The following is a 26,974-nucleotide window of genomic DNA, read 5'->3' as shown; positions in this document are numbered from 1 at the left end:
TTTCTGTTTGGGTAATTTTTGTTTATCAGATAGATAGTTAAAGTAATTAACAAGGTAGGGTTTTGTTATGCCGGTATTTGTTTATCAGGCTATGGATAAATCGGGCCAGCCCGTAGACGGTAAGCTGGAGGCCGAGCATGAATTCTCGGCTGCCGCCAAACTGCAAAAGATGGGCTACATTGTCCTTGAAGTTACGGAGGTTAAAGAATCAACTTTTGGCAAAACCTTTGCCCTGCGGCGCAAGGTTAAAATCGGTGATATAAGTTTTTTCAGCCGCCAGCTTACCGCCATGCTCACCGCGGGCATCCCGCTGACCCGCTGCCTGTACACGCTGCATGAACAGACTAAAAACCCCGTGTTACAGCAAACCGTGGGTCAGGTGGCTCGCGATGTGGAAGGCGGCATAAGCATGTCCGAGGCACTAAGTGCCCACCCTGCGATTTTCTCATCCATGTACGTGGATATGGTCAAAGCAGGGGAAATGGGCGGCATGATTGAGGAAATGCTGCAAAGGCTCTCCGAGCAGTTGGACCGGGATAAAAACCTGCGGGACAACATCCGTTCCGCCACTATGTACCCAATCATGGTGATAATTTTCGCCATCTGCGTGGTTTTAGCGATGATGTTTTTCATTGTGCCCATATTTATGGGGTTTTTCCCTGAAGATGTACCATTACCGCTGGCGACGCGAATTGTGATGGGTATCAGCGATTCCCTGCGCGGTTACTGGTATCTATATATACTTACTGTTATACTGGCCGTCCTGGGCCTACGCGTGTACATGTCCAGCGAGGGAGGTAAAAAGACGCTGGATAGGTTGAAATTTAAGGTGCCGGTATTTGGCGATCTATTTCATAAGGTTACCGTGGCCCGCTTTGCCCGTACATTGTCCACCCTGCTGGGAGGGGGTATTCCGGTTTTACAGGCCCTGGAAGCCGCAGGTCCCGCGTCCGGCAGTATACAGGTGGCCAACGCGATTAAGCAAGCCGGCGCCAGCATTATGCAAGGACAAAGCATTGCAGTACCTTTGAAAAATAGTGATCTGTTTCCACCCATGCTGGTCAATATGGTGGCGGTGGGGGAAGAAACCGGGCAGCTCCCGGAACTACTGGGACGGGTGGCGGACTTTTACGAGGAAGAGGTGGCCACCATGACCAAGGGATTGACCGCCATGATCGAACCGCTGCTGTTGATGTTGATCGGCTGTATCGTGGGATCAATCCTAATTGCTGTCTACCTGCCGATATTTACAGTGGTAACGTCTATCGGGGGTAAATAATTGGCCGACCCGGCAAGTTTAAGAGGTAACGAACTGGATAAAAGCATGGATGCATTTTTTGCTTACCAAGCTAACAGGTATAAAGAACAGCTCGCCCGGGTGGTGCAATCCGGCAGCAGACTGGTGTACCACTTCGCTAATCTTTACGGCCCGGGGCAATGGCAGGGACGATTTGATCCAGGCCGAAATGTTAAAATGACCAAAAGGAAACGGGGGAGGTGGTACTGTTGAGGCTTTTTAAACCGTCCGGCGCAGTTGGCTTGGAACTGGACAACGGGTCCATCAGGGTTATGGAGTTAAAAGGAACCGTGCATAAACCTGTCCCGTTTGCAGCGGGACAGATAGAAATTCCCGGCGGGGCCGTGCTTGAAGGGGCGGTCAAGGATGTGCAGCTGGTGGCGGAGGCCATCAAAGAACTGTGGGCCAAATCGGGCATAGACCAGCGGGAAGTGGTCATGGGTATTACCAACAAAGGTTTATTAATGCGCCTCGCCAAGCTCCCTAAAATTCCCGAAGACAAGCTGTTCAAAGCGCTGCGTTTTCAAGTTGATGAATACTTCCCCATACCACTGGATGAACTGATTTTTGATTACGCCGTGGTGGGCGAAACCACCGGGGATAACGGACCCCAGTTGGAAATTTTACTGGTGGCCATTCGGAAGGAACTACTGCATAACAGCCTGGAAGCCTTGTCCGCCGCGTCTTTAATACCGGAAATTATAGACGCCTCTCCCCTGGCTTTATTGCGGACCATGCCCCGGGATCAGCATGTCTTAAATATGATCCTGGCGGACATATCCAATGATTTAACCACGCTGCTGCTGGTTATAGAAGGAGCTCCCCGTTTTGCCAGGGTGGTGCCCAACACACTGGCTTCATATACCGGTGGCCCGCTTATACCGCCGGGTGACGTAACCGAACAGCAGGTGGCTGTTACCCTGGAAGAAGGGAACCGGCAGAACGGGTTCGATGAATGGTTTGCCGGCATATCCGGCGATATCGTTTCCACAAGCACTTATTACATGGCTCAAAACCAGGCACCCCCGGTGGACAAAATAATTCTCAGCGGCCGGGGCTCCTGTGTACAGGGGCTTGTTGAATATTTGCAGGAAGACCTGGGTTTGCCCGTGGAGGTTATTAATCCCCTGGCCAAACTGCACGCACCGGTGCAGGCCGGGAAGATTAATTGGGAACAAAGTGGTTCTGAGTTTGCTGTTGCTACCGGGCTGGCCCTGCGGGGGTTAAAATAATAGATATGAATATGAATATTAATATTAATTTACTCCCTTTGGAATATAAACTGCGGCTGCAGCAGCAGCGCAGGCGCCGTATGCTGTTAACCGCCGGGGGACTGACCCTGTTGCTCCTGTTGATTTTTTACGGTACGCTGCTTGTCTTGACGCAACAGGCGCGGTGGGAAGCCAACCAACTAGCCAGTCAAAGACAAGTCCTGGAAAGCCATATGCCCGCCCTGGAACAGTATGCCACCCTGCAGGCCCAGGTTCAAAAAACGGCAACGGTCATCAAACAAGCGGTGGGTGTTCCGCCGGACTGGGCGGGCATTTTGACCGATACCGGCCGGTACATACCACAGGACGTTTGGATTACGGACTTTTCAGCTGCATACAAACCGGGCAGCAACACCCGGAAGGAAAATGCCCCGGCCGACCAGGCAGCCCCTGCCGAAGGCAGCGGGCAGGCTGCGCCAGGCAGCCGGCAAAATAATGCACCAGCCAAGCCGGCCCCTGTCGTTACGGGGGAGATAACTATCCGTGGTTACGCGATCGATCGTGTATCGGTGGCCAGGTGGCTGGAAGAAATGCGCAAAGTACCCGGCCTGAACGGCATTACCTGCCAGTTTGTCTCCGAAGAATCCCTGGACGGGGAACCTGCCGCCCGTTTTGAAATAAAAGCTGATATTATGCAGGACGCTCCCCAGCAAAACCAAGCGGCAAAGGAGGGGGGCGGTTGATGAATAAAAAGCTCTCCAGCCATAACATTTTATTGTTAGCCCTGGGCATTATCGCCCTTTTATTATTATTTTTATTTAACAGCCAGCTGAGCGCGCTGAAAGAAGCCCGGTTGGCGCTGCAGCAAGAGCGCCTGGCCTCTGACCAGACCCAGGCCAGGTTGCAAGAGCTGCTGCAGCTTCGGGATCAAGCCGCTGCCCTGGAGGAGCAGGCTGAAAGCATGGAAAGATTGCTGCCCGCCGAGCCCCAAGAAGACCTGTTGATCCTGGATATCGACACCATCTGCGAGGATGCCGGCGTAGAACTAAAGCAAATCCGCTTTGAAAAGCGGGTTGACAGGAAGGATTATATAGAAATGCCCCTTAAAATGACTTTTGAAGGCGGTTACTACAGTGTTCTTAGCCTTTTTAACCAAATGCAGGAAGGGCCGCGCGCCCTGCGGGTCGATGAAGTTAAGGTTGTCCAGGGCGGTCAGGACCAGACCGGTTTGAAAGCGGATGTTAAAGCCAGCGCTTTTTACACCGCCCACTAATGTTAACTCTGGAAGGAGCAGTAAGGCATGGCAAGTAAAATATCCAGGGAACAAATTACCTCGTTTATAGAGAAAAACAAAAAGAGCGTAATATTGGGCGGAGTTTTACTGGTTATCGTCCTGGTTGGGCTGGTTTTGGTAATTAAATTAAATTACGGCTTTATCAATGGAGCCGCGGAGGACCAGACCCAACAGCCAAATAGCATGGCGGCGGATAAAGAGCAAAAGGCTTCGGCCGGCGCCGTTACCACCTATCTGCCGGAAACCAAGCGAAAAATAGAGGATACAGGCACTGAGCCCCGGGACCCCTTTGCCAGGAACATGACTTTAAAAGGAATTATCGTGGGGGGCAACAGCAGTCTGGCCATTATTGAATCGGGCAGCACCGCTTATATCGCCGGGGTGGGTGAAAAAATCACCGCTGATTGGACCGTTGCCAAAATAACCGGGGACGAAGTGGTTTTGAAGTCCGGCACCCAGACCATGCGGTTGGAATTCCAGGGCAACACCAAGTAATGTGCATTGTGCTTGGTTGAAGGGGAGGATAACAACGATGTCCTGCTTATATGTAAATAAACATACTAATGGTATTGTTATTTCACTTGTTTTTCTTATTCTTACGTTCTTGGCCTGTGGCCCGGCGTATGCTGACGGTGATGCAGTGCCAATGTTCTCAACTAGTGAATCCCTCAGTGCAGTGGAGGGGATCTACGATGAAAGCGGTGAGAAGATATCCCTGGATCTGCGGGGCGTGGATCTGAGGGACGCGCTGTCCGCGCTGGCCATTAAGATGAACGCCAATATTATCCTGCTGGATCCCAAGCCCGTTAAAATAAACTTCCAGGCGGATAATATCACCGCCAGGCAGGCTTTGGAGTTGATCATCCAGTCCCAGGGACTGACCTACCTGCAAAATGGCCAGATTATCATGGTTGGGCCGGCGGATAAACTGAAAAAGGATTTTTTCAACCAAATGATTCTAACCAGGTTTAACCTTTTTTACATACCGGCATCTGAAATGAAGAGCCTGCTTGGCGAGCTGGGGCTGGATATGACCTCTGTCACCGTGAACACCAACCAGAACGCCATCTGGGTGCAGGGCACCGTCCAAGCGGTGAAAAAAGTGCGGGAAGTAATTTACTCGGTGGACAACATGGAAAACCAGGTTTCCCTGGAGCATAAAATCGTCACCCTGAACCAGATATCTCCGGAAAGGGCAGTGGAACTACTGGCCAGCGCCGGGGTGGAACTAAAGCGCTACGTACTGCTGGATAACCGGTTGCTGGTATTCGACCCTGAAGTGCTCTCCCGCTGGGATCAGGTGCAAACTCTGCTTAGTCAGCTGGATAGCCAGGCCGCTAACAAGAACAAGGTGTTTGTGTTTCAGTTGAAAAATATAGTGGCTGGTGATGCAGCGGATAGGTTGTCGGAATTTGGCTTTAGCGAAGTTAAAACTATTACCTACAATTATGACCGGTTCGGGCATGAATTGATGGTGCTGTGTCCACCGTATTTGGAAGCCCAGCTGCGCAGTGCTTTGGTAAGCATGGACGTTACCCGTCAAGCAACCAGGGTACCGGTATTGAAAGAAGGCGGGGAAACTGCCCATAGCAAGCTAAACGCCATGCGTAGTTTACTTAGTGATTTGTCAGGTGTACCAGTATCCAAAATGCATATATCCAGAAATATTTCCGGGGATAATGATAATCCTGAATATGTGCTCTGGGTGGAGGAAACACCGGATAAAAGTCAATTGATTAAAGATTTGATTGATGAGATAAGAAAGACAATTTAACCAAAATTTTTGGTTAAATACGTCTAAAAGTGAGGGTAGGTCGGTATAACGTATTTGGTGTGATGTGTTTTTATGTTTTAGCCCCTGTTGGGATGAGATTTTCGAAAAGGAGGTGAAAAAATGTATCGAAGTATTTGTCGTGCGCTGAGGAACCGTAAAGGCTTTACTCTGGTGGAACTGATGGTGGTTGTGGTTATTATTGGTATTTTGGTGGCGATTGCTATACCGATTTATAACAATGTTATAACTAGCGCACAGCAAAAGGCAGATCAGGCAACTGCAAGAACAATACTTAGTGCAGTAACAATAGCAATGTCGTCAGATATTACTGTTGATAAGACAAACCCAACAGCAACTGAAATACAGCAATTTGTAAATACTCCTATTATTAAAGCTGCTGCTGCGACAGCTGATGACCCATGGGCGGTTAACAATAATGGTGGTACTTGGGAAGTTTTTCATTGGAATGGTTCTGCTTCAGTACAAGTAGTATTACCATAGAGAGCCAGAATGGTGCCAGGCTCCCAACATCATATCTTATTGGATGTAGACAAGGGGACGGTCCTCCTGTCTTGAAACGGATGCTTCCAGGCACTTTGCTCGAGAAGTTTTTGGGTCTGGCTTACGCCATCCCAAATTATTGAAGTTTCACCTGCCTGCGCCATCGTTGATAACGGCATGTGCTTCTTCCAGGGTATTGGCGGCGAATAACTCCTCAAGAATATCATCCAACTTCTTCAATTCGGTTATCTGCACCACCTTTTGCTGCAAACCGGTCGATTTCTTCCCAAACTTGCGCATCAGATATTTGCAGATGATCTCCCGGGTCCTCTCCACCCGGCCTTCAGCACGGCCTTCAGCACGGCCTTCAGCACGGCCTTCAGCACGACCTTCAGCACGACCTTTCTCATGCCAACTGGTGGTAATCTGCATAATCACATCAACCTCCTCACTATCCAGTTTTCCCAGTTCTCGGTTAAATTGTTCTTCTTCCTCATTGTTCAATTTTAGGTAGGTCTCGAAAAATCCGGCCAGCAGTTCCATTCGGGCCGGATCCAGTTGTAAACGTACCAGCATGCGCATGAATTCCAGCTTGACCTTTACTTTTTCTTCCGGTTTAAAGCCCATTTTGCTTAGTAAGGCGGCAGCCACCGGATTATCGATTTGTATATATTCCCGCCAGTTCAGTTTCTTTAGTTCCAGCTTGTAAAACCGGAAATTCAAGACATGCAAAAACGAAAACCCCAGCTCGAAACTGTCGTGTTCATCCCGTGTCCGATCATAGCTAAATATCGCGATTGGTAATATTTTGCGCCGGTATTTTTCATACAACCGGCTGAAGTAGATGAACATCCGCTCGTTGAATTTCTTTTGCTCGTATGCCTGTGGCTCAACATGTACCAGGATTAAGCCGGGTTCACCTTTGAGCCGGGTCTCCACCAATATGTCCACTTTGTGCTTCTCACCGATCGTTACGTCAGTGAAAATCTCCTGTTGGAGAAATTTTATGTGCATCAGGTCTATGGATCGGGCGGCTTCTGGGAAAAATAGTTCTATAAATTCAGCAAAAAACGTTTCCAGCAATTCTTTAAACAAGCGGTCGTGGTCGATCTGATTTGGGGTCATCGGGTCGGCTCCTTTTTTTCTTCTGATAACAGTTTACCTTATGGTCAATACGGTTTCAAGGGATTTACAGTACCACTGCTCGAGGAAGTTCCAAAAAGCCCAATTAGATGAAGACGAATTGTTATATCCATAAAAAAGAATGCGATTCTTTCAATTTAGCTCTATTTTTATGTTAGGGTGCCATGACTATGCTTGCGTTTATAAACAAAGTAACTTTAGAGAGGGGTGGGTATGGAAAAAAAAGTCAAGAAGTAATAATATTAGTGGGATAGTGGGTTATAGCAGCGGTGGCATGATAAAAAATTGTAGTTTTAATGGCACTATAAAAATAAAGTTGTTTTCGTGATAGCGAGTAGATCTTAAAAAAAAAATTGAAGCAATATTCAAGCCCTTTGTTAACCTCCATGTATTAAACATCTTGCATAGTTATTTTTAGCGTGTTATACTAATTTTGCTAAGACAACCATTATTTCATAACTGAAAAGAGAGTTGGCTAAAAGCCGTATCGGCAAATAGCCATCGTTGCATTTTTTGCTTTATAAGGAAGGGATATCGGAAATATTACAAGCATGTTTGATAAGTAATGTTCCCGTATTCTACAAATTAAGAGGGCCGGATAAAAAACGGTCAATGAGGGTGGTACCACGAAAAGCCCGTGGCTTTCGTCCATTGGAGCGAAAGTTATAGGCTTTTTTATTTTAAAAAGGAAACAGGAAAAAATTTATTATCCTTGAAAGTATCTATTCAGTGAAACTAAACTGTTGTATTGCCCGTAAGCTAACGACTTGCGTAGCCGGCAACAGCACCCGCGTAGTGAGGGTATACGGGTGGTGGCTCAAAACCAGCGGCTCAGGTGATGGCGGCGCGAAGCACCGAAGTGAACGGGGGGTAAAACAACAGTGAGTTTTCTGAAGATTAATTTTATTAAAAATACGGTAGTACGGAGGAGGTTTCCAATGAAAAAGGTTCGCTGTGTGATCATGAGGGGTGGAACGAGTAAGGGCGTGTTTTTTCACGAAAACGACCTGCCCCGGGACATCGAAGAAAGAATGAGGGTCATTTTGAAAGTGATGGGTAGCCCCGATAAAAGGCAAATTGACGGACTTGGCGGCGCGGATATACTCACAAGCAAGGTTGCCATTATTGGCCCTCCCAGCAATGAAGATGCTGATGTTGACTATATTTTTGGCCAGGTAGGCATCAACGAACCGCTAATTGACTGGGGGTTTGTGTGTGGAAACTTATCCGCCGCAGTAGGCCCGTTTGCCGTGCAAGAGGGATTGGTAAAAGCACAGGAGCAGCGAACAATTGTAAAAGTCTTTTGTCCCAATGTAGGCAAGTACCTTACTGTCGAATTTCCAACAATAGATGGCAGGACGGTAGATGACGGGGATTATGCGATTGACGGCGTACCGGGTACCGGCGCCAAGATCGCCCTGGACTATTCTGATACGGCGGGGTTGCTGACGGGCAGCCTTTTGCCGACAGGGAACCGGAAAGACGTCCTCAAAGTCGATAACATAGGGGATATTGAGGCCTCAATTATAGATGTCTCCATGCTTGTTGCTTTTGTAAGGGCCAGAGATTTGGGACTAAAGGGGCCGGAATCGGCAAATGAGCTGGATGCAAACAGAGAATTAATTAACACCCTGGAACAAATCCGGGTCGCTGCGGCCCGGTTGGTCAACCTTGATGAAAAGTATTACTATATGCCGGTAGTTGCCATGGTTCAAGAGCCTGTGCCATGGAAGAACAACATGACCGGGGAAATAATGAATCCTGAACACGTTACTATTTTATCCAAAGCATATGGCGCAAGGATGATTCATAAGGCTTACCCGGGAACCGGCTGCGTTACCACCGGGGTAGCCGCTAAAATGAAGGGATCGATTGTGAACGAATTCGTCCCGCCTGGTGTTGAAGGTAATGGAACGGTTACTATTGGTCACTTTTCGGGACTTATTTCAGTGGATATAAAATGTCAGGAAAAGGATTCGGAATTTCTAATTGAGAAGGCAGTGATGCACAGGACGGCGCGAAGGATTATGGAAGGATACGTGTACGTATAACAGATAAGGGGTTTTAAAACTTTAGATGAAGACTAAAAGGGTAGGAGAATTTTTATGACTATTGTAGAAAAAATACTGGCTGCACACGCGGGCAAGCAATCAGTAACGAGCGGGGAGTTTATAAACGTTAAAGTTGACCTTGTTATGGCAAGCGACCTGACTGCTCACATTTCAATTAATCAGTTGCAAGCGCTTGGTATTCGAAAGTTATTTGACCCAAGCAAAATAGTGTTTGTGATGGACCACTTTACACCCAACAAAGATGTCGCTGCTGCCATGGAAATCAAAAAAATGCGGGAATTCGCCAGGGAACTGGGGGTAAATTTTATCGAGGCTGGTGACATTGGGATTGAGCACGTCTACCTGCCGGAGAAGGGCCTAGTTCTTCCCGGGGAGGTTGTGGTGGGGGGAGATTCACATACCTGTACCTACGGGGCACTTGGCGCCTTTTCTACAGGTATGGGATCGACTGATATAGCTGTTGCCATGGCTACAGGGGAAATCTGGATGAAGGTTCCCCCGACGATAAAGTATATGTTTAACGGTAAAACCGGTAAATGGGTTACCGGAAAAGATCTCATTCTCTACACTATTGGACAAATCGGCGTCGACGGGGCACTATATTCAGCCATGGAGTTCACTGGTGAAGCCATCAGAGATATGTCCATGGACGGGCGTTTTACAATGGCCAACATGGCTATCGAAGCCGGAGCAAAAACCGGCATCTTTGAGGTAGATGAGAAAACCCTTGCTTATGCACAGGAGAGGGCTAACCGTCCGTTTACAGTTTGCAAAAATGATGACTCGGACGAATATGCGCAGGTGATTGAATACAACGCGGAAGAAATCGAACCGCAGGTTGCCTTGCCTCATTCGCCAAGTAACGTTGTGCCGGTAGAAAAAGCCGGGGATATAGAAGTTGACCAGGTAGTAATCGGAAGCTGCACCAATGGCAGGCTGGAGGATCTTTACTATGCTCACTTAGTAATGCAGGGCAGGAAGGTCTCTAAAAATGTACGGTGCATTGTTATTCCCGGTTCTCAAAAGGTTTACCTGGACGCGCTCCGCGCCGGTTACATAGAAACTTTTGTGATGGCCGGTGCTCTTGTCAGCCCCCCCACCTGTGGCCCATGCGTAGGAGGACACATGGGAATTCTGGCGGCAGGGGAACGCTGTGCTTCTACAACAAACCGGAATTTTCAGGGCCGTATGGGCGACCCCCGCTCCGAAATATACCTTGTAAACCCGGCAGTTGCTGCTGCCAGTGCTATAACCGGGAAAATCACTAATCCCAAAGAGGTGATGGGCAATGCTTAAAGGCAGAGTATGTAAATTCGGGGCTAATATTGATACGGATGCAATAATTCCGGCCCGTTATGCAAATTTATCTGATGCGGTGGAATTAGGAAAGCACTGCATGGAAAACATCGAACCGGGTTTTTCAGGCCGGGTCAAGCCGGGCGACATATTGGTGGCGGAGAGCAACTTTGGGTGCGGTTCCTCCCGCGAAATTGCTCCAATGGCAATCATGGGGGCAGGTATTTCGTGCGTAATTGCAAGGAGTTTTGCCCGGATATTTTTTCGAAATGCCATAAATATTGGACTTCCATTACTTGACTGCCCCGAAGCGATAGATAAAACAAAAGAGGGGGATTACCTCGAGGTCGATCTCTCTTCGGGGCTGATTAAAAATGTTACCGCTGGTTTGCTCTTTAAGGCTGTTCCTTTCCCGTCTTTTATCAGGGACTTGATCAGCGCGGGCGGACTCTTAGAATATACCTTAAAAAAAGATCGGGGAGAATAATTATGAGAAAAACAAGTCTATTGAAAAAACTTATTCAGGACGATGAGATCCTCGTCATGCCGGTGGCCCATGATGCAACTGCCGCCAAGCTTATTGAACTTACCGGGTTTAAGGCCGTTTCCCTCGGTGGCTACCCGACGACAGCAACGCTGCTTGGAAAACCCGACCTTTCCCTGGCCACACTTACCGAAATGTGTACGCATGCGAAAAACATTGCAGGAGCCGTAGACATTCCCCTTTTTGCGGACGGTGATACCGGCCACGGCGGTATCATAAATGTGATGAGGACGGTTAGTGAGTTTGAAAGAGCCGGAGCCGCCGGGATGTTCATAGAGGATCAGCTGTTTCCTAAGCGTTGTGGCCACATGGAGGGCAAAGAGGTAATTGAAACCAGTGAAATGATTGCTAAAATAAAGGCAGCTGTCGACGCCCGGGTGGATCCTGATTTCGTCATCGCGGCCCGAACCGACGCACTGGCAGTGACAGGTATTGAAGATGCCATAGAGCGGGCCAACAGGTACAGGGAGGCAGGGGCGGATCTAATCTATGTAGAAGCCCCGACAACAAAAGAAGAGATGATCAGGATTAACCGCGAAGTGAATGCGCCTACTCTGGCCGTACAGATCGAAGGGGGTAAAACGCCTCTTTTACCTACAAATGAGCTTCAGGAGATAGGTTATAATGCGGTAGCCTATCCTCTTTCCACACTCTATGCGGCTGCTTTCGCAGTAAGAAACGTCCTGGAAGAACTCATGCACAAGGGAACCACAAGTGGATGCATGGATAAAATGATTCATTTTAATGAGTTTAACCAGCTTATGGAGTTGGCTTCTCTAAGGGAAAAGGAAAGCTCATATTCCAAAATATAGCCTGACTGAGTATAATTTCACAAAATATATATTTAAGGCATTCCGTTTGGCGGAGTGCCTTAAATGTTCGCCCGGAACCGGTCCTCATATTCACACTTGTCCGCCACATAATAAATACAATGCTGCCTATAAAATATTTTTTGTAGCCCGGCATTTTCTCACCTATTAACAATAGCGTTATAGCCTACATCAATAAATAAACACAATTAACCTATAATTAATGACAATTTCAACTGAGGCAGGACTTCGATTTAATAATAATTATCTCGTCAAGTCCTTACTTGCCTTTACCGCTTAACTCTGATTTTTGCTATTAGCAAGAATATAAGCGGAAAGCCAAATTCAAAAGTAAAAAGAACATAAAAAGGCCAAACATTGGTCAGGAATGCACCCAGTTCAAGAGTATTTGATGAGATTGCCATAGAAAGGGCTATCACCAAAAGCAGACCTATAATTATAGCTACCGTCTTAACGAACCGCTCGGTTCGATTTAAAAACCTGTACTGATGCATATTGGACATTATATAATTACCCCATTAAATCCCTTTCATTATAATTCTATGTATATTTGTATATCCCTGTCGCAAGAAGGGTGCCAGCCAGTTATTTCACTAAGATAGATCAGGCCAACTGATAAAGGTGTTTAATCTTCAACTATTGCTGCTGCTATGGCCGCTCCAACCCCTGAGCCATCTTTGGTAAGTTTTGTTTCGATAAGATCAGACTTACCTTTGAAAATGTTTTTAAATGTGATGTTTAACTTGCTTGCATACCCGGGCATTAATTCATACAGGGAACCGTCTATGGCTATGGTGTGGCGTTTCTCAAGGCTTGGATCAATATGCTTTAATACACCGGTGAATGTTGCTGTCACAAGTTGTATGGAACGGATAATTACGATAGATGCAATGGTGCGCAAGGTTATCCGCTCTTCTAATAGAGAATGGGGGATTCGGCAAATTGTTTTTAGCCATTGCGAGACGTCAGTTAAATCAGGGCTTTCGTCCGTGAGTAACCTAGTAATATCTTCTGACTTTATTTTATATGGCGTAAAAAATATTTCCGGTCGGCCGGATACGAATAGTAATTTTTTGTTGATGAAGTCCTGGATAATTATTCTGGTTAATTCACCTATATATTGGCCGCCTACCATTTTTTCCAGGCGCTGCTCCCCGGGTATTTGGCTTTGCCTGTCCAATTGCAGGTCATATTTAGTGGCCGGAAGCTCATTAAAATTACCCGATTCCATATTAATAATCATAGGTTTACCTGTAATTGGAGAACTGGGCTCGATATAACATGTGTTATGGCCGGTGCCGCATATAGACCCTATATCCGCATACCGGTCAATATAGGACGATGTTAGTAAAGTACCCACTGTATCGTTGATAATGGCCCTTGGAATAACCTGTATTAAATTTTTGCAGACCAGTGCCTTTTGCAGCATCTCTGAAACGTTATGGCCTTCCACGCCCGATGTTTGAATTTCCTTAGTCCATTTTATCAATATAGCCTGATTAACACCTGTTTGCTGGCTGGGGAAAGAAAAGGTAAAGCCGAGGGGGTAAATTTGGCCGGGTTCCAATAGGGATTCTATTTGCCCGGCAATAAATTGAAACAAATCGGTACCGGTAGCCTCCCGGGAAGTAAAGTCGTAGCCTTTTCCCCGGTCCTGTAAAGGAAACGACCGCCGCTTGAGGATCCGGTATTCCCCGTTTCCTTTAATTCCAACCGTTAATATGCGCACATTAGTGCCGCCAAAATCTATGGCCAGGTAAATACCCTTTTCCCGGCCTGTAGGCTTTGTCAAAAAGGAAGGCAGCATTTTTAATGAACTGCCCTTTCCCGTAAGTCCATCTGTCATGGCTTGTTGAAAACTGTTGGCGATCTCCAAAATCTGCGGTTCGGAGAAAACAAAACCAGCTCTCAGCATTCTTACCTTATTTACTAATTCATGCATTTTCTACACCCCCTGGTGTCCTGGCTTTCCTGATTATGACAAAATATATAGCAGTAAATCCGGAAGGCTGACTAACCTTCCGGATTTATTATATTTGGAATGCACTTTGATGTTAAGATGCTGTTTTACTTCAGTGAAATTATAAACTTTTGATGAGTGTGCAATATTGTTATTCTAACAGTTATATTGTCTTTATAAATTGCCTTACGTTATCTAACATTTGTTTGCGTTCTTCGTTTGAAACCATAGGTACGGCATAATAGTTTATATATTTAACGTCAGCAAAGCCACAGAAAGCAAAAATGCCATTAACGAAGGATGTATTGATGGCTTGCATCATGCCGCTTTGGTTAGCCGTATTTTCGTCTGCGCCCGAGGTGGTGATGATCGCGGCTCGCTTACCCGGAAGCAGGCCGCGCGGGCCGTTGTCGGTATACTCATAGGCAAAGCCCTGGCTCATCACACGGTCAATATAGCCCTTTAACATGGCGGGTACGGAGAACCACCAAATAGGACTAATTAGCACCAGTATATCGGCCCAGGCTACGTCGGCCTGCTCTCCGGCAATATCCTCCGGTTTTTGATTGGCCAAGAACTGCTGGAAATCCGATGCACTTAGTACCGGGTTCCAGTTCATGGCATATAAATCTTTGACTTTTATTTCTGCCGCCCTTTGTTCCAGCTCTTGTTTAACTACATCGAGAATGGCAGCGTTAAAACTTTTAGGATTGGGATGACAAAAAATTACCAGTGCTTTCAATGATATCAACTCTCCTTATGTTTATATGCTAAGTATACTAGTAGAAGTAACTGCTGTTAGTCTGGTTGTTTATCGGATAGTAAAACACCCCCCACGCCCACGTTATCGCGTTCCCGTTCCTCAATCAGTACAATTATGGACTGTTCCGGCAGTTTAATTATTTCACTGGCAGTTTTGGTAATGGATTTTACCAGTTTAGCCTTTTGTTCCTTGGTTAACTTAGGCCCGTCCACGGTAATTACAGGCATGGAAAATCACTCCTTTACTATATTTTTGTAATTATAGTTTATCTTAATGCCAGTTTGCTATACATTATTGCAATTCAAGTACTTTTGTTTCAAAAAGATAAGCGATACGATCTTTACTACTCTATTACTCCAAATATCTCCATGATATAATATCGATTAGAAAGCTCATCCCAAACTTCGATTGGGGGCAACCTCATTCAAAAATCCCGCAACCTTCTCTAAATACAAATCCCCCGTGACTTCATAAGATTTGCAGTGCTTCGCCCCCGGCACCCTCTACAAACGGGCTTGGGGATAGGCCTTTTGTAGCAACTCACTGTTTTCAATGGAAATATCGGTATCCTCCTTTCCGTGTTTTTGCCCTGGATTGGCTAATCGCCTGTTCTGCTCTTGTTTCCATATACGTAATCCTGTATGGTTTATGAAATTTTACATTTTTAAAGCTATTCTATTATGGAGATTAAGAATGCAAGTCAATTAAGTGATGATCTTGTTACTCACTTGATAAAGGTGGCTGATGACTAATCCTTGTCCGCCCCGTAACGGCGGCAACTATAACATACTGCATTTTCCCCGTCTTTTTACTTGTCAATCTAACATGTCCGCCTACCACCGGCTTACCCTTGCCGGAGAATCTAATGTAATCAAGTGGAAAATTGGAATATGCCAGATCTATTCCTTCAGGTAATTGCACTATTTCGGAATTGCCATTGGCTGACGGAGCAACAATTCTATATTTATCATCTGCTAAATACAGCCTGATATAAAAACTGTCGGAATCCTTCACCAGTGCTTCCTGCGCCACTGAACGGATATGCCGTTGTAACTGCAGACATTCGGCTTGCAGTTGATAATTTGCCATATAGTTATTCATGGCCGGGACAGCAATGGTCATTATTATACCTATAATCAGGATAACGACAGCTAGTTCGATTATAGAATATGCCTGGTTTCCAAAGATAGTGCTTCGGATGCAATTCATATCAATGCATTCCTTTTAACTGGTTTAAAGATCAAGTATTCTGCAAACTTTTTATGCTGTTTGGAGAAACTGCTGCAAATTTATGTAATATTGTTGAAAAACTTTTCTATATTGGCAGGATTTTTTTGATTAATTGTATAAATTTTATCATATTGGCAAAATTAGTGGGCAAAAAATTTTAGGTATTCTCACGCGGTTTGTGGTAGCTACCGGATCATGAGTATGGTTAATCCGTTATCCGTTATCATGGAGGTGATGCTTTTGCTTACTGAACAGCGGGGATTTATCATCTTAGAGGTGCTAAGCTCTGTATTAATATTGAGCATTTGCGCTGTTGTCATATTATTTGCTGTTACCACTTCGACAAAGCAGTTGGCGGTATCCATGCAGCGGCTTAAAGCAATGGAAATTGCCCATGGAAAGTTAGAAGAAACAATGGGTGTGGAATTTGATGCCATTACATCGATACCTAAAACGAATTATCCGGCTTCGTATGGTGAATATCATTATGCTGTGGACATAGAAAACGATGTTGAATGCAGTGAATTTTTAAAAAAAATCTGTGTTACGGTATATTTTACTGAACCGCTATCCGGCCTTGAGAAATCTGTAACTATTGCCGCTGCCAGAGCCAAAAGGTGATCCATGATGTTTAAGGTGTCCAATAATAATGGTTTCACTTTGGTTGGTTTGTTGGTGGCTGTGTCTTTAATTGTTATTGTACTGAGTGCTGCTAACTCGTTATTTGCTTTTACTGTAAGAACATACTATTTGAACCTGAACAGGTTGGAGGTGCAGGAAAATTTACGCATTGGGATAAACAGAGTTTCCCGGGAGGTTCGCCAGGCGGCTGAAATCACATCTATTAATAGTAATGAGGGTGGCCGGCTTACTTTTAAGGATGTAAATGATAATGTAATATCTTACCGGATTAGTAAAAGCAGTGATTATGAGAAAGCACATCAATTAATACGTTCCATAAACGGGTACGGTCATAATCCGGTAGCCAGGTATGTTACAAGAATAGATGTGGAACCTTTTGATGCAAGAGGTGACGTTAGAATAATTCACCTGAAACTAACCGGGGAAAAGGGCGCAACCGGGACATTGGACGTAGGAACGACTGTTATGCTTAGAAACTAGTACCGGGGGATAAGGCTATGAAAAAGATTCCGGGCGGGGAAGAGGGACAAACTTTATTTTTGGTGTTGGTGATTACCACCGTACTCTTATTATTAACCTCTGTTTTAGGGCCTATGACTTTGAGTAGTTACAAGAATGTAGTAAGGGAGGAAGAATATATCAAGGCCCATTGTGCAGCCGATGCCGGTATTGAAAAAACTATTGCTGCAATTAAAGGGAACCCCGGTTGGTTGGAAAACTTGCCTGATAATAGTGGTGTATTTACCGATGTTTTCCCGGAATCGCCATTAAGTGATGGTGTTTCATATGCAGTCGGGGCTATTAAACAAAGGCAAAATATTGGCAACTCTTTGTTAATCAGTTCCCTGGGACAATGTAAAAGCGATGCCGGTGAATTGCTGACCAAAAAAACATTACGGTGCAGGGCTGCGGTATATGGTGCGAAAGATTATTTAAAGGGGCTTACCATACTATCTGCTCAACCGGCAACCTTTGAGATGCATGATATAACAGTGGACGGCAGTATGATCTTAAATGGCGGTATTGACTTACCGGATACGGTGTTGATCAGTGGTGATATTTATGCCGGCGGTAAGGTGACGGGTGATTGCGGTGGTCAAATATACAGCTATTACGAATACACACCATCTTTCCCGGAGCTGGATGAGAATTATTACTTACATAAAGCAACTGAGTGCGGTCATGTTTTTTATGGTGATGTGGAATTCAGCGATCCTTTATTAACTACGGGTGAAACACGCGGGATGTTTTACGATATAGCAAATTGTGACGGTTTTTATTATGTGGACGGTGATGTTGATATTTCCGGCAGTTACCAGGGAAGGGCACTGATCTTTTCCACAGGCGATATTCGTGTAGTGGGAAATTTGCACACCGGGGGTAGCGGGGAAGAAGGTACCGCTGATACCGGTATAAACGGTGGAAGCTTAACTTTAGTTGCCCTTGGGGACGTGGAAATCCATAATTTTTTTGTCTATGCCAACATTATAGCCAGTGGCTCTTTATATGCCCTGGATAGTGCATTACTTCACGGTGCGGCCTGTGTTGGCGGCCTGGTCTATGAATGCGATGCTGAGGGGGAGGGTTTTTTTGAAATATGCCATGTTTGCGGTCCTGAACCGGTGGACGGTGCTTTAATAGTTCAAGTTGAAACCAAATTGTGGGAGGAGTCACGGGCTGTTTTTTAATTGTATAGCGTATTAATATTGAATAATTGAATAATAAATCCGGAAAGCTTGATGAACCCTCCGGATTTATTATTTGGTGCCAGGTGTTGAAAGTTGAAGTTGAACGATTACAGGGGAAATGGGTAATGTCTTTAGAGTGTGGCCAATTAGTAATTTTAGCTATAGTACTATTAAAAATTATTTAAATGGTTTCTTTGAGCTTTCGTTTTAAAATCTTACCAGTGGGGCCTTTGGGCAGCTCTTCCATAAATTCAATATTTCGCGGCACCTTATAGTTGGCTATCATCTGCTTGCAAAAGTCTATCAGTTCCTGGTCCGTCATTTCTTCATTGTCCTTTAAACGGATGAAAGCCTTCGGAACTTCGCCGCGAACAGGGTCTTTCACTCCCAATACAGCTGCTTCCATGACCTTGGGGTGCTGGTAAATGACTTCTTCCACTTCCCTGGGGTAGACGTTGTAACCACCGCATACGATCATATCCTTTTTGCGATCCACGATATATAAATAACCGTCTTCATCAAATTTGCCCAGGTCGCCGGTATGGTACCATCCCTCGTCAAATGCTTCCCTGGTGGCTTCCGGCATCTCCCAGTAGCCTTTAAATACGCCGGGTGTTTTAACTAGAATTTCACCCACTTCTCCTGCCGGCAATTCGCTCCCTGAATTGTCTACTACTTTGGCCCGGTTTCCGCGGCCTACGGGGCCAACCGAACCTACCCTGCCATGACCTACCCTGCCATATGTTACAGTGGAACTGGTTTCGGTTGCACCGTAAGTTTCACTGAATTCGACACCGAAGGTTGCCTTTATCTTGTTAATGTGTTCCACAGGCATGGATGCCGCGGCGGACACGGCTAACCGCCAGGCGCTTAAATCGTATTTGTTGCTGTCGAATTGGTCAAGCATAAAGATATACATGGTTGGGACACCGGCAAAGTGGGTAACTTGATAGCGGGATAGCAATTCTAAAGTTTTCTCCGCGTTAAAGCTGCGCATTGTAACAACCCCCGCCCCTGCGTGAAAGGGCCCCAGTACGCTTTGGACGAAAAATATATGGCAGTAGGGGGTGGCCGTCATATAAAGGTCCTGGTCGTTTATTTGTACCATTTTCGAGTTCACGGCAGCGATGGAAATAAAATTGCCATGGCTGAGCATAGCCCCTTTGGGCTGTCCTGTGGTGCCGGAGGTATACATTAACGTTGCCAGGTCATCGGAACTGCAGTCGACAGTCTCAAAATCTTCAGGGCATTCTAAAATTATTGAATAAAAGTCAACAGCGCCCTCTACCGGTTTTCCCACGGTAATGATTTTTTCCAGGTGCGGAGTCTGGGCGTTTACTTTTATTAAATTCTGGTCGATTTCATCACCGGAACCGACTAAAACTTTGGCCCTGGAATTGTTGAGGATATAAGTTATTTCAGCCGTCTTAAAAAGAATATTAAATGGTGTGGCTACGGCGCCTATTTTGGCCACCGCAAAGTAGGTGAATAAAAACTCCGGGGAGTTCGGCAGATATATTGCCACTCTGTCCCCTTTATTTACACCAATTTCTACCAGAGCATTGCCTAATTGGTTGATAATTTTGTCAAACTCTGACCAGGTATATTCCCTGCCGTCGTCCCCGCATATAATCGCCTTGTAATTAGGATTAAAAGAAGCATTGTTGGTAATTAAATCTGAAACATTCATTTTTGACCTCCATTATTAAAGCATGTCTTCTGTTCAAGACCATTTAACTTAACATGTCTGTCTTTGCCCAGTACGAGGTCCATTTACTAAGCTTTTCTTAATCCGCCCGTAACATTCTCTTTAAAATCTTGCCAGTGGGGCTTTTAGGCAATTCTTCCACAAATTCTATGTTGCGGGGGACTTTGTAGGATGCTAACCTAGCTTTGAGAAAGTCTATCATTTCCTGGTCCACCATCTCCGCACCTTCTTTTAAGCGGATATAGGCCTTCGGGACTTCACCTCGAACAGAGTCCTTTATCCCCAACACTGCTGTTTCCATAACTTTGGGGTGCTGGTAAATAGCCTCTTCCACTTCCCGTGGGTAAACATTATAGCCGCCGCACACAATCATGTCCTTTTTACGATCTACAATATAAAAGTATCCGTCCTCATCGTATTTGCCCAGGTCACCGCTGCGGTACCATTCACCGTCAAATGCCTCCCTGGTCATATCGGGCATTTCCCAGTAGCCTTTGAAAACACCAGGGCCTTTAACCAGTATTTCACCCACCTCTTCCACCGGCAGCTCATTGCCTGCATCGTCCACTATTTTAATCTCGGTGCCGCGGGCAACCGGCCCAACTGCGCCTACCTTGCCGTGCCCGAGCCTATTATAGGTTATGGTGGAACTGGTTTCCGTGATGCCATAGGTTTCGCATAAGCTTACGCCGAATGTTTGCTCAATTTGCTCGATATATTCAACCGGCATTGAAGCACCTGCGGCGTGGGCGAAACGCCAGGAGGATAAATCCCGTTTATTTTTATCGTATTCCTGCAGCATGAATAGATACATTGTGGGCACACCGGCAAAGTGAGTGGCCTTATAACGAGATAATAAGTCCAGAGCTAATTCAGGATTAAAGCGCTGCATGGTGGTAACACCAGCACCGGCGTAAAAAGGGCCGAGCACGGCCAGAACAAAAAACACGTGGCAGTAGGGGGCCGCCGTCACAAACAGGTCCTGGTCATTGATATGCAGCACTGCTGCGCTGACCTCAGCGATGGACATTAAGTTGCCATGGCTGAGCATGGCTCCTTTAGGCTTTCCGGTGGTGCCTGATGTGTAGAGCAGGGCTGCAATGTCCTTAGAACTGCACTTTTGCATATCTAAGTTTTCTGAAGCCTCAGAAATTAGAGAGTATAGGTCAACGGCACCCTGCACCGGTTTACCAACCGTAATGATCTTTTCCAGGTGCGGGAACTGGTCAATTGCTGCCATTAAATTTTCTTCGATCTCAGCAGACGCACCAACTAAAACTTTGGCCCTGGAATTGTTGAGGATATAAGAGATTTCATTAGTCTTAAAGAGGATATTAAATGGCGATGCTATGGCACCTATTTTGGTCACCGCAAAATAAGTGAATAAAAACTCCGGAGAGTTAGGCAAATAAATTGCCACCCGGTCTCCTTTTCCTACACCTATATTAATCAGTGCATTGCCTAACTGGTTGATAATTTTGTCAAACTGGGACCAGGTATATTCCCTGCCGTCGTCTCCGCAAATTATTGCTTTGTAATCAGGATTATAAGATACGTTATCGGTAATTAAATTAGTAATATTCATTATAACCTCCGGATGAAAATCTAATGTTTATTAACTAATTTCCCAAGTGTGCAGCAGTTGCTTTAATTTCTTCACTGCGCTCTTCAGCACGGGTTTTTAATAACCACTCATCGATATCTGTAAAGAATTTCTTTCTAGTGCTTTCTGAAACAGGAGTGGTTACCAAGCTGACAGTGACGTACAGGATCATATTTATTACCAGGGGTACTACAATTGGGTGAAAGCCCATCAATAGCGGTTTATAGAAAAAGTTGCCGACTATCAACAGTACGACACCGGCGAGAGTACCGACTGCTGCGCCCGATTTTGTTCCCCGGGCCCAGAAGATACCTCCCAGTAAGGCAGGCAGCCATTGAGCAAAACCCGGTGATGCGATATTACTGAGCATTAAGCCCAGTTCAGCCGGCCTGCCGATGGCCAGTAACAGGCTGCCGGCAACAGCGACAACCATCCCGATGCGGGTCCAGGAGATTAATTGACTGTCTTTTACGGAGTTTTTACCAGCATGTACAATGTCCCTGGACGCAAATATCCCGGCCACCATGAGCTGGGTGGCTGACGTTGACAGGGCAGCTGCTACTACAGCCAGTACGGTCAATGCCGAAGCCCAGGCTGGGAGATAACTTGAGATTGCTAATTGCACCACAGCGTCGGCTGCCGTTCCTTCCAGGCCGGGTACCAGCAGTGGGGTTATAATAGCTCCCCAAACCCATGCCACGCCGCAGAATATAAGCGAGAAACCAAGCATGCCGTAGGTCATTTTGCGCATTACATCGACAGATTTAGCTTGCATTGTGCCCATGATTACATGAGGCCAGGCAAAAACCGTTGCGCCTGCTATAGCCAGGCCGATTAAATTTTTAGGATCCCACATGCCCAGGGGTCCGGGCACGCTTAACTGTCCCGGTCTCATCTCCGTCGCTTTGGCCGCTGCTTCACTGAGGCTTGAAATACCAGCATTTGATGCAACCCAGAAGATAAAACCAATAAAACAAACGCTGAAGACTGTACCAAGGAGCACATTTACCCATGCCACCGCGCGGGTGCCGCCAATTACAACGATAAGAATCATAAGGACTGACATATATACGGCACCTACCCAAAACGGCACTCCGGTTGCAGCTGCCAATCCAACTCCAACGCCGATGGACTGAATGCCAAGGTAGGGGAATAGGAATGCGAACATGCAAAGGGCAAGCATTACTTGCAGGGTTTTTGATTCATAACGTTCACCCAGATACTGTACTGGTGAAAACAAACCGTACATTTTGCCGGCGGCCCAGAGCCTGGGGCCGAGGAAAATATATAAAAAAGCGTGCGGGAAAAAGGCAAAAAAGATCAGGAAGCCGGGACCGGAGTTATACACCGTACCGGGAAAACCATAAAAACTCCAGGTGCTTGAAATGGCAAAATAAACATAGAAGAATAAAACAAAAGCACCAATACTGCGCCCGGCCATCATGTAATCTGCTGCCGACTTTGATGATAACCTATAGCCATAAGCGCTGATTAATACAAGACAAACTCCAAGGATAAAGATTGCTATGAGCATATCCAATCCTCCTTCTTTTTAATGAATTTTGCTGAATATAGTTTTTTTAGCGGTACGGCCAGTATTTAGTTGTATAAATGTATATAGCCGCTAACCAGAAAATAGTTTGTATATTCCAGAGGATTACCACCAGTGGTATCCATCCAAGAAAAAGATAGGTGTTGTTCTGTACTATGAATGGAACGACAAATATCCACCAGATCAAACTCAGGGTAAGAATGAAAATTAAAATCCGCCCAGGACCGTGTCCGAAAGCTTCCCGCACGAATAATCAACTCCTTTCAAAAAGTTTCTTTGCTTGTATTCTGTTAATTGTCAACTTTGAATTGTTTTTTTTATTCAAGCATCTATGGCATCACCTCCTGATCCAATCTTTGCAATTTTCATTAAATTTCAACTAATTGCAATAATTGTGCCGAAACATATCTTTTTGAAAGTTCGGAATTTTATTTTAATGAAATAACTTTAAAGACAAGCCGTAAAATTCGACGTATAATTTAAAGGCCATATGTCAATATCAAAAAAAATGCTGTTATATGTGTAAGAAATACATGCAGTGTAAGATAAAAAGACAAACTTTATTTATTAAATCAACATTGGTATATACTTTATTGGGTTTCCGATCGTTTGAGGATTGCGTTATCCATCCAGAAAATAAAATTTCACCCCTTTGCCGGTGCCTCGCCGGCGGCATGGATGTCTAAATATAAACAAAGATAAACGCTGTCTGATGATGCTATAGAATGGTATAATAAAAATAATGTTTTGGAAGTAAAATATAGGCAGCATATTAACTGTAGTATTGGAAGATTATTTATTGTGGTTATTTATGGTTATTTTTTGACACTTACCTTAAATAGAACTGGATGGTGAATTATGTGTTGGATAAGGATACTTTAAAGGATGTCATTGCTGCCGCACTGGCCAATGGCGGGGATTTTGCCGATGTTTACGTGGAGTATAAAAATTTAACCGGTATCGGTTGCGAGGGCGGCAAGATAGAGCGTATTCACTCGGGCGTGGAGTCCGGGGCGGGGATCAGGGTTTTATCTGGTGAGCACACATCCTATGCTTATACCAATGATTTAAGCCGTGAAGGCTTGCTGGAGGCGGCCCGCATTGTCAGCCATGCCGTGGCGGGGCAGGGCAAAAAAGTGTCATTGGAGCTGCGGCGGGTGGAGTCGCCGGTTAATTTTGCCGTGCTGCAAAGGCCCGACCAGGTTACCACCGAGCAAAAGGTCAAAGCGGTAAAAGCAGCGGATGAGGCTGCCAGAGCTGTGGACCGGTCGAAAATCAAGCAGGTAATGGTGGGATATAGCGATGTGGTGCAGCGAGTGATTGTGGCCAATAGTGACGGTGATTATATAGAGGACGAACGGGTACGTACCCGGTTGATGGTGCATGCGGTGGCGTCGGAAGGTGCGGTAATTCAAACGGGATATGAAGCCGTGGGCAGCCACAGTGGTTTTGAGCTGCTGGAGCGCAACAAGCCGGAGGAAGTAGGTGCGGCAGCCGCCCGGCGGGCAGTGCAGATGCTGGCCGCGAAGCCGGCACCGGCCGGGAAAATGCCTGTTGTGCTGGCCGGGGAGGCGGGCGGCACTATGGTGCACGAGGCTTGCGGCCATGGGCTGGAGGCTGACCTGGTGCAAAAGGGCCTTTCCGTTTATGCCGGTAAAAAAGGTCAGCAGGTGGCGGCGGATTGTGTCACTGTGGTGGATGATGCTACTTTGCCGGATCGCTACGGCTCATACAGTTTTGATGATGAAGGTGTGCCCACACGTAAAGTGGTTTTGATAGAGAAAGGTATATTGAAGGATTTTTTGTATGACCGGCTTACCGCCAAACGCGACGGGGTGGAGCCCAACGGTCACGGCCGGCGGGAGTCTTACCAGCATAAGCCCATACCTCGTATGGGCAATACGTATATTGCCCCGGGCAAGGATAACCCGCAAAAGATCATTAGTGATGCCGGTAACGGTTTGCTGGTGAAAAAAATGGGCGGTGGGCAGGTTAATACCACCACCGGGGATTTTGTTTTTGATGTGGCCGAGGGGTATCTTATCCAAAATGGCGCGGTTGGTCCCTTGGTACGCGGTGCCACGCTGACCGGCAACGGCCCCGAGGTGCTCCGTCTTATCGAGGCTGTGGGAGATGATTTAGGCTTTACCATCGGCACCTGCGGCAAGGATGGACAGGGAGTGCCGGTGAGTGACGCTCAGCCCACCATAAGGATCAAGGAATTGGTGGTTGGCGGCACCGGCCACGGGGAGTGAGCTAGAGCTGGTTAAAGTGATATTGCATATTTATCGCTGTAATCAACTGCTTTTATGCAGCTGTCCTTTGTAATATGCGGTCATAATTTATTTGACTTTGCTGAACTAAGCCCTGTTGCTTTGTTCCTACTCTTGCTTTTACTTTTGCTCTTGCTCTTGGAAGTGCTTTCCCGGGCAGGGCTGAACCAGGGATGATTTCATTGTTGTGGAGAGTGCAATGCATTATTCTGAGGCTGTAATATATATTGTAGTTTTTATTTTAGGTGCCTGCATCGGCAGCTTCCTTAATGTGTGCATATACCGGCTGCCCCGGGAACAATCGGTGGTTTACAAGCCGTCCCACTGTCCCGGCTGTGGCCGGAGGCTCGGGGTGCTAGATCTGGTACCTTTGCTTAGCTATGTGCTCCTTAAAGGACGCTGCCGGTATTGCAATAAAAAAATATCCTCCCGGTATCCCCTGGTGGAATTGATAACTGCTGTGTTTTTTGTGGCTGCTTACCGGTTTTGGGGTTGGCAGTGGCAAACCGTAGCTATGTGGGTATTCTTTGCTGTGCTGATCACTGCAACAGCGATCGATTATCAACATAAAATTATCCCGGATGAGATTATTATAGCGGGTTGTTTGCTGGGTTTACCGCTGGTGTTTTTATCCGGTTCAGGTAGACTAGTTGACGGGTTAATTGGTTTTTTTGCCGCCGGATTGTTCTTTCTAATTATTGCCATGGTATCAAAAGGAGGCATGGGCGGCGGGGATATTAAATTAAGTGCGCTTATGGGATTGTTTTTAGGCTGGCCCGATATTATAGTCGCGTTGTTCATCTCTTTTTTACTGGGCGGCATTTCGGGCGTAATACTGATGGTAATTGGCCGTAAAGGCAGAAAAGATGCCGTGCCTTTTGGCCCCTATCTGGCGCTTGGCGGAGTCGTGGCGGCTTTTTACGCCGGCCGGATAATTATGTTTTATTTGAGTATTTCCGGATTTTAGTATGACTTTATAGAACGGCTGTAATATAAATTTTAAATAATAAGCCGACAAACTGCGGTGAGTTTGTGCTGTAAAATTAAGTAAATTTTTTGCAGTGGCAGTAATGCCACTTTATATTTAATCGTGTCCAGATTCATGCTGGTTTGACGTCGGTTATCTGATAAAGTCAGGAAATCAGTTTAATTTACTGCAATATTTTTGAAACAGACGCAAAGTTTAAAGCAAAGCACCCTTAGTATTGGGCGCTTTGCTTTACTATTGTCAACTGTGGTGTTTGTTATAGTATTTCTTAGGGTTACTGGTTAACTACCTTGGTCATTAAACGGGCCAGTACTTGCCGTTCATTTTGGTCGGCAACCTGCCACAATTCTTTGATGGCCTGTTGTTCGGGGTTGGCCGGGGGTACGCTTTGGGCCAACAGGTCGCCCACCTGGTAGGCCAGGTTATTTATTTTATCCCGGCTTATACCAAGCTCATCGGCAAATTCCATGGCATTTTTTAAATAATTCTTCCAGGTTGGCCAATCGGTGTTTACATTTTGTTTAAAATTAAAATCCATTACTTAGCACCACCTTTTTAAGTTTATAACTCTATTATGTAAACAATTTTCTTTTTTTATTTTCACC

Annotated in this window: 27 protein-coding genes; 18 read left to right on the top strand and 9 right to left on the bottom strand. The window is 45.8% G+C overall.

What is annotated here, in order from left to right; all coding sequences use genetic code 11:
* Nucleotides 1–67 precede the first annotated feature (67 nt).
* From DESGI_RS12700 to DESGI_RS26100, 8 genes are all read left to right on the top strand, one after another.
* A complete protein-coding gene (locus tag DESGI_RS12700) occupies nucleotides 68–1,279 on the top strand; it encodes a type II secretion system F family protein (protein ID WP_006521791.1) in 1,212 nt (403 codons plus the stop codon).
* Nucleotides 1,280–1,510 (top strand): hypothetical protein, encoded by a 231-nt coding sequence (locus tag DESGI_RS12695; RefSeq protein WP_006521790.1) that lies wholly within the window; start codon nucleotides 1,280–1,282, stop codon nucleotides 1,508–1,510. It begins immediately after the preceding gene.
* A complete protein-coding gene (pilM, locus tag DESGI_RS12690) occupies nucleotides 1,507–2,529 on the top strand; it encodes a type IV pilus biogenesis protein PilM (RefSeq protein WP_006521789.1) in 1,023 nt (340 codons plus the stop codon). The genes DESGI_RS12695 and pilM overlap by 4 nt, the downstream gene beginning before the upstream one ends.
* A 5-nt stretch (nucleotides 2,530–2,534) precedes the next feature.
* Nucleotides 2,535–3,251 carry a PilN domain-containing protein gene (locus tag DESGI_RS12685; protein WP_006521788.1) on the top strand — a complete coding sequence of 239 codons (717 nt, stop codon included), beginning with the start codon at nucleotides 2,535–2,537 and terminating at the stop codon, nucleotides 3,249–3,251.
* A complete protein-coding gene (locus tag DESGI_RS12680; protein ID WP_006521787.1) occupies nucleotides 3,251–3,781 on the top strand; it encodes a type IV pilus inner membrane component PilO in 531 nt (176 codons plus the stop codon). Before DESGI_RS12685 ends, DESGI_RS12680 begins: the two co-directional genes overlap by 1 nt.
* Nucleotides 3,782–3,808: 27 nt before the next feature.
* The gene (locus DESGI_RS12675; RefSeq protein ID WP_006521786.1) at nucleotides 3,809–4,297 is read left to right on the top strand and encodes a type II secretion system protein N; all 489 of its coding nucleotides are present in this window, start codon (nucleotides 3,809–3,811) and stop codon (nucleotides 4,295–4,297) included.
* Nucleotides 4,298–4,334: 37 nt separating this feature from the next.
* Nucleotides 4,335–5,576, top strand: a complete 1,242-nt coding sequence (locus DESGI_RS12670; RefSeq protein ID WP_006521785.1) for a hypothetical protein — start codon at nucleotides 4,335–4,337, stop codon at nucleotides 5,574–5,576.
* Between the two features lie 120 nt (nucleotides 5,577–5,696).
* Nucleotides 5,697–6,077 (top strand): prepilin-type N-terminal cleavage/methylation domain-containing protein, encoded by a 381-nt coding sequence (locus DESGI_RS26100; RefSeq protein WP_006521784.1) that lies wholly within the window; start codon nucleotides 5,697–5,699, stop codon nucleotides 6,075–6,077.
* 147 nt (nucleotides 6,078–6,224) lie between these two features.
* On the opposite strand, the gene DESGI_RS12660 is transcribed toward DESGI_RS26100, so the two are convergent.
* Entirely contained in the window at nucleotides 6,225–7,202 is a 978-nt protein-coding gene (locus DESGI_RS12660) for an Rpn family recombination-promoting nuclease/putative transposase (protein WP_006521783.1), read from the bottom strand.
* Between the two features lie 139 nt (nucleotides 7,203–7,341).
* Here DESGI_RS12660 and DESGI_RS26450 point away from each other — a divergent pair, with 139 nt between their 5' ends.
* The 5 genes from DESGI_RS26450 to DESGI_RS12640 all read left to right on the top strand — a co-directional run bounded on the left by DESGI_RS26450 (nucleotide 7,342) and on the right by DESGI_RS12640 (nucleotide 11,944).
* Nucleotides 7,342–7,548: a GLUG motif-containing protein gene (locus DESGI_RS26450; protein WP_157872777.1), complete on the top strand. Its 207-nt coding sequence runs from the start codon at nucleotides 7,342–7,344 to the stop codon at nucleotides 7,546–7,548.
* A 610-nt stretch (nucleotides 7,549–8,158) separates the two neighbouring features.
* Nucleotides 8,159–9,271 carry a 2-methylaconitate cis-trans isomerase PrpF family protein gene (locus DESGI_RS12655; protein WP_006521782.1) on the top strand — a complete coding sequence of 371 codons (1,113 nt, stop codon included), beginning with the start codon at nucleotides 8,159–8,161 and terminating at the stop codon, nucleotides 9,269–9,271.
* Nucleotides 9,272–9,325: 54 nt separating this feature from the next.
* Nucleotides 9,326–10,588: a 3-isopropylmalate dehydratase large subunit gene (leuC, locus tag DESGI_RS12650; RefSeq protein WP_006521781.1), complete on the top strand. Its 1,263-nt coding sequence runs from the start codon at nucleotides 9,326–9,328 to the stop codon at nucleotides 10,586–10,588.
* Complete coding sequence (locus tag DESGI_RS12645) at nucleotides 10,581–11,075, top strand: 3-isopropylmalate dehydratase small subunit (RefSeq protein ID WP_006521780.1); 495 nt, start codon at nucleotides 10,581–10,583, stop codon at nucleotides 11,073–11,075. The genes leuC and DESGI_RS12645 overlap by 8 nt, the downstream gene beginning before the upstream one ends.
* A gap of 2 nt (nucleotides 11,076–11,077) precedes the next feature.
* Nucleotides 11,078–11,944: an isocitrate lyase/PEP mutase family protein gene (locus DESGI_RS12640; protein ID WP_006521779.1), complete on the top strand. Its 867-nt coding sequence runs from the start codon at nucleotides 11,078–11,080 to the stop codon at nucleotides 11,942–11,944.
* Between the two features lie 643 nt (nucleotides 11,945–12,587).
* Here DESGI_RS12640 and DESGI_RS12630 read toward each other — a convergent pair.
* The 4 genes from DESGI_RS12630 to DESGI_RS23105 all read right to left on the bottom strand — a co-directional run bounded on the left by DESGI_RS12630 (nucleotide 12,588) and on the right by DESGI_RS23105 (nucleotide 15,894).
* Nucleotides 12,588–13,904 carry a hexokinase family protein gene (locus tag DESGI_RS12630; RefSeq protein WP_006521778.1) on the bottom strand — a complete coding sequence of 439 codons (1,317 nt, stop codon included), beginning with the start codon at nucleotides 13,902–13,904 and terminating at the stop codon, nucleotides 12,588–12,590.
* 181 nt (nucleotides 13,905–14,085) lie between these two features.
* Complete coding sequence (locus tag DESGI_RS12625) at nucleotides 14,086–14,664, bottom strand: NAD(P)H-dependent oxidoreductase (protein WP_006521777.1); 579 nt, start codon at nucleotides 14,662–14,664, stop codon at nucleotides 14,086–14,088.
* A 56-nt stretch (nucleotides 14,665–14,720) separates the two neighbouring features.
* Nucleotides 14,721–14,912, bottom strand: coding sequence for a 4-oxalocrotonate tautomerase DmpI (gene dmpI, locus DESGI_RS12620; protein WP_006521776.1), 192 nt, complete (start codon nucleotides 14,910–14,912; stop codon nucleotides 14,721–14,723).
* Between the two features lie 493 nt (nucleotides 14,913–15,405).
* Entirely contained in the window at nucleotides 15,406–15,894 is a 489-nt protein-coding gene (locus tag DESGI_RS23105) for a prepilin-type N-terminal cleavage/methylation domain-containing protein (RefSeq protein WP_006521775.1), read from the bottom strand.
* A gap of 216 nt (nucleotides 15,895–16,110) precedes the next feature.
* On the opposite strand from DESGI_RS23105, the gene DESGI_RS12610 reads away from it, so the two are divergent.
* The 3 genes from DESGI_RS12610 to DESGI_RS12600 are packed head-to-tail and all read left to right on the top strand — an operon-like array spanning nucleotide 16,111 to nucleotide 18,245.
* Nucleotides 16,111–16,536 (top strand): type IV pilus modification PilV family protein, encoded by a 426-nt coding sequence (locus tag DESGI_RS12610; protein ID WP_157872776.1) that lies wholly within the window; start codon nucleotides 16,111–16,113, stop codon nucleotides 16,534–16,536.
* Between the two features lie 3 nt (nucleotides 16,537–16,539).
* A complete protein-coding gene (locus tag DESGI_RS12605) occupies nucleotides 16,540–17,037 on the top strand; it encodes a PilW family protein (protein WP_006521773.1) in 498 nt (165 codons plus the stop codon).
* A 17-nt stretch (nucleotides 17,038–17,054) separates the two neighbouring features.
* On the top strand, nucleotides 17,055–18,245 hold the full coding sequence (locus tag DESGI_RS12600; protein ID WP_006521772.1) for a hypothetical protein: 1,191 nt from the start codon (nucleotides 17,055–17,057) through the stop codon (nucleotides 18,243–18,245).
* Nucleotides 18,246–18,426: 181 nt separating this feature from the next.
* On the opposite strand, the gene DESGI_RS12595 is transcribed toward DESGI_RS12600, so the two are convergent.
* The 3 genes from DESGI_RS12595 to DESGI_RS12585 form a co-directional block, all read right to left on the bottom strand.
* Nucleotides 18,427–19,935, bottom strand: a complete 1,509-nt coding sequence (locus tag DESGI_RS12595; RefSeq protein ID WP_006521771.1) for a class I adenylate-forming enzyme family protein — start codon at nucleotides 19,933–19,935, stop codon at nucleotides 18,427–18,429.
* Nucleotides 19,936–20,032: 97 nt separating this feature from the next.
* Complete coding sequence (locus DESGI_RS12590) at nucleotides 20,033–21,538, bottom strand: class I adenylate-forming enzyme family protein (RefSeq protein ID WP_006521770.1); 1,506 nt, start codon at nucleotides 21,536–21,538, stop codon at nucleotides 20,033–20,035.
* 34 nt (nucleotides 21,539–21,572) lie between these two features.
* Nucleotides 21,573–23,090 (bottom strand): sodium:solute symporter family protein, encoded by a 1,518-nt coding sequence (locus DESGI_RS12585; RefSeq protein ID WP_006521769.1) that lies wholly within the window; start codon nucleotides 23,088–23,090, stop codon nucleotides 21,573–21,575.
* Nucleotides 23,091–23,968: 878 nt separating this feature from the next.
* Between DESGI_RS12585 and DESGI_RS12575 the strand changes: the two genes are divergently transcribed.
* Together DESGI_RS12575 and DESGI_RS12570 are read left to right on the top strand one after the other, a co-directional pair.
* Nucleotides 23,969–25,363 carry a TldD/PmbA family protein gene (locus tag DESGI_RS12575; protein WP_006521767.1) on the top strand — a complete coding sequence of 465 codons (1,395 nt, stop codon included), beginning with the start codon at nucleotides 23,969–23,971 and terminating at the stop codon, nucleotides 25,361–25,363.
* Between the two features lie 217 nt (nucleotides 25,364–25,580).
* Nucleotides 25,581–26,348, top strand: a complete 768-nt coding sequence (locus tag DESGI_RS12570; protein WP_006521766.1) for a prepilin peptidase — start codon at nucleotides 25,581–25,583, stop codon at nucleotides 26,346–26,348.
* 295 nt (nucleotides 26,349–26,643) lie between these two features.
* Here the strand turns inward: DESGI_RS12570 and DESGI_RS12565 are convergent, their stop codons facing one another.
* On the bottom strand, nucleotides 26,644–26,907 hold the full coding sequence (locus DESGI_RS12565) for a DUF3243 domain-containing protein (protein WP_006521765.1): 264 nt from the start codon (nucleotides 26,905–26,907) through the stop codon (nucleotides 26,644–26,646).
* Nucleotides 26,908–26,974 lie beyond the last annotated feature (67 nt).

The sequence above is a fragment of the Desulfoscipio gibsoniae DSM 7213 genome (assembly GCF_000233715.2).
Taxonomy (GTDB): Bacteria; Bacillota; Desulfotomaculia; order Desulfotomaculales; family Desulfallaceae; genus Sporotomaculum; species Sporotomaculum gibsoniae.
This window is presented reverse-complemented; position numbering and strand designations above follow the sequence as displayed.

What these genes read in the sequence shown, in the direction of transcription:
- DESGI_RS12585 (WP_006521769.1), bottom strand. Translation starts at nt 23,090, where the DNA reads ATGCTCATAGCAATCTTTATCCTTGGAGTTTGTCTTGTATTAATCAGC.
- DESGI_RS12600 (WP_006521772.1), top strand. Translation starts at nt 17,055, where the DNA reads ATGAAAAAGATTCCGGGCGGGGAAGAGGGACAAACTTTATTTTTGGTG.
- DESGI_RS12610 (WP_157872776.1), top strand. Translation starts at nt 16,111, where the DNA reads ATGAGTATGGTTAATCCGTTATCCGTTATCATGGAGGTGATGCTTTTG.
- DESGI_RS12630 (WP_006521778.1), bottom strand. Translation starts at nt 13,904, where the DNA reads ATGCATGAATTAGTAAATAAGGTAAGAATGCTGAGAGCTGGTTTTGTT.
- DESGI_RS26100 (WP_006521784.1), top strand. Translation starts at nt 5,697, where the DNA reads ATGTATCGAAGTATTTGTCGTGCGCTGAGGAACCGTAAAGGCTTTACT.
- DESGI_RS12590 (WP_006521770.1), bottom strand. Translation starts at nt 21,538, where the DNA reads ATGAATATTACTAATTTAATTACCGATAACGTATCTTATAATCCTGAT.
- DESGI_RS12645 (WP_006521780.1), top strand. Translation starts at nt 10,581, where the DNA reads ATGCTTAAAGGCAGAGTATGTAAATTCGGGGCTAATATTGATACGGAT.
- DESGI_RS12660 (WP_006521783.1), bottom strand. Translation starts at nt 7,202, where the DNA reads ATGACCCCAAATCAGATCGACCACGACCGCTTGTTTAAAGAATTGCTG.
- DESGI_RS12675 (WP_006521786.1), top strand. Translation starts at nt 3,809, where the DNA reads ATGGCAAGTAAAATATCCAGGGAACAAATTACCTCGTTTATAGAGAAA.
- DESGI_RS12565 (WP_006521765.1), bottom strand. Translation starts at nt 26,907, where the DNA reads ATGGATTTTAATTTTAAACAAAATGTAAACACCGATTGGCCAACCTGG.
- DESGI_RS12680 (WP_006521787.1), top strand. Translation starts at nt 3,251, where the DNA reads ATGAATAAAAAGCTCTCCAGCCATAACATTTTATTGTTAGCCCTGGGC.
- DESGI_RS12670 (WP_006521785.1), top strand. Translation starts at nt 4,335, where the DNA reads ATGTCCTGCTTATATGTAAATAAACATACTAATGGTATTGTTATTTCA.
- DESGI_RS12640 (WP_006521779.1), top strand. Translation starts at nt 11,078, where the DNA reads ATGAGAAAAACAAGTCTATTGAAAAAACTTATTCAGGACGATGAGATC.
- DESGI_RS26450 (WP_157872777.1), top strand. Translation starts at nt 7,342, where the DNA reads ATGCGATTCTTTCAATTTAGCTCTATTTTTATGTTAGGGTGCCATGAC.
- DESGI_RS12655 (WP_006521782.1), top strand. Translation starts at nt 8,159, where the DNA reads ATGAAAAAGGTTCGCTGTGTGATCATGAGGGGTGGAACGAGTAAGGGC.
- DESGI_RS23105 (WP_006521775.1), bottom strand. Translation starts at nt 15,894, where the DNA reads ATGAATTGCATCCGAAGCACTATCTTTGGAAACCAGGCATATTCTATA.
- DESGI_RS12570 (WP_006521766.1), top strand. Translation starts at nt 25,581, where the DNA reads ATGCATTATTCTGAGGCTGTAATATATATTGTAGTTTTTATTTTAGGT.
- leuC (WP_006521781.1), top strand. Translation starts at nt 9,326, where the DNA reads ATGACTATTGTAGAAAAAATACTGGCTGCACACGCGGGCAAGCAATCA.
- DESGI_RS12605 (WP_006521773.1), top strand. Translation starts at nt 16,540, where the DNA reads ATGATGTTTAAGGTGTCCAATAATAATGGTTTCACTTTGGTTGGTTTG.
- DESGI_RS12595 (WP_006521771.1), bottom strand. Translation starts at nt 19,935, where the DNA reads ATGAATGTTTCAGATTTAATTACCAACAATGCTTCTTTTAATCCTAAT.
- DESGI_RS12685 (WP_006521788.1), top strand. Translation starts at nt 2,535, where the DNA reads ATGAATATGAATATTAATATTAATTTACTCCCTTTGGAATATAAACTG.
- DESGI_RS12700 (WP_006521791.1), top strand. Translation starts at nt 68, where the DNA reads ATGCCGGTATTTGTTTATCAGGCTATGGATAAATCGGGCCAGCCCGTA.
- dmpI (WP_006521776.1), bottom strand. Translation starts at nt 14,912, where the DNA reads ATGCCTGTAATTACCGTGGACGGGCCTAAGTTAACCAAGGAACAAAAG.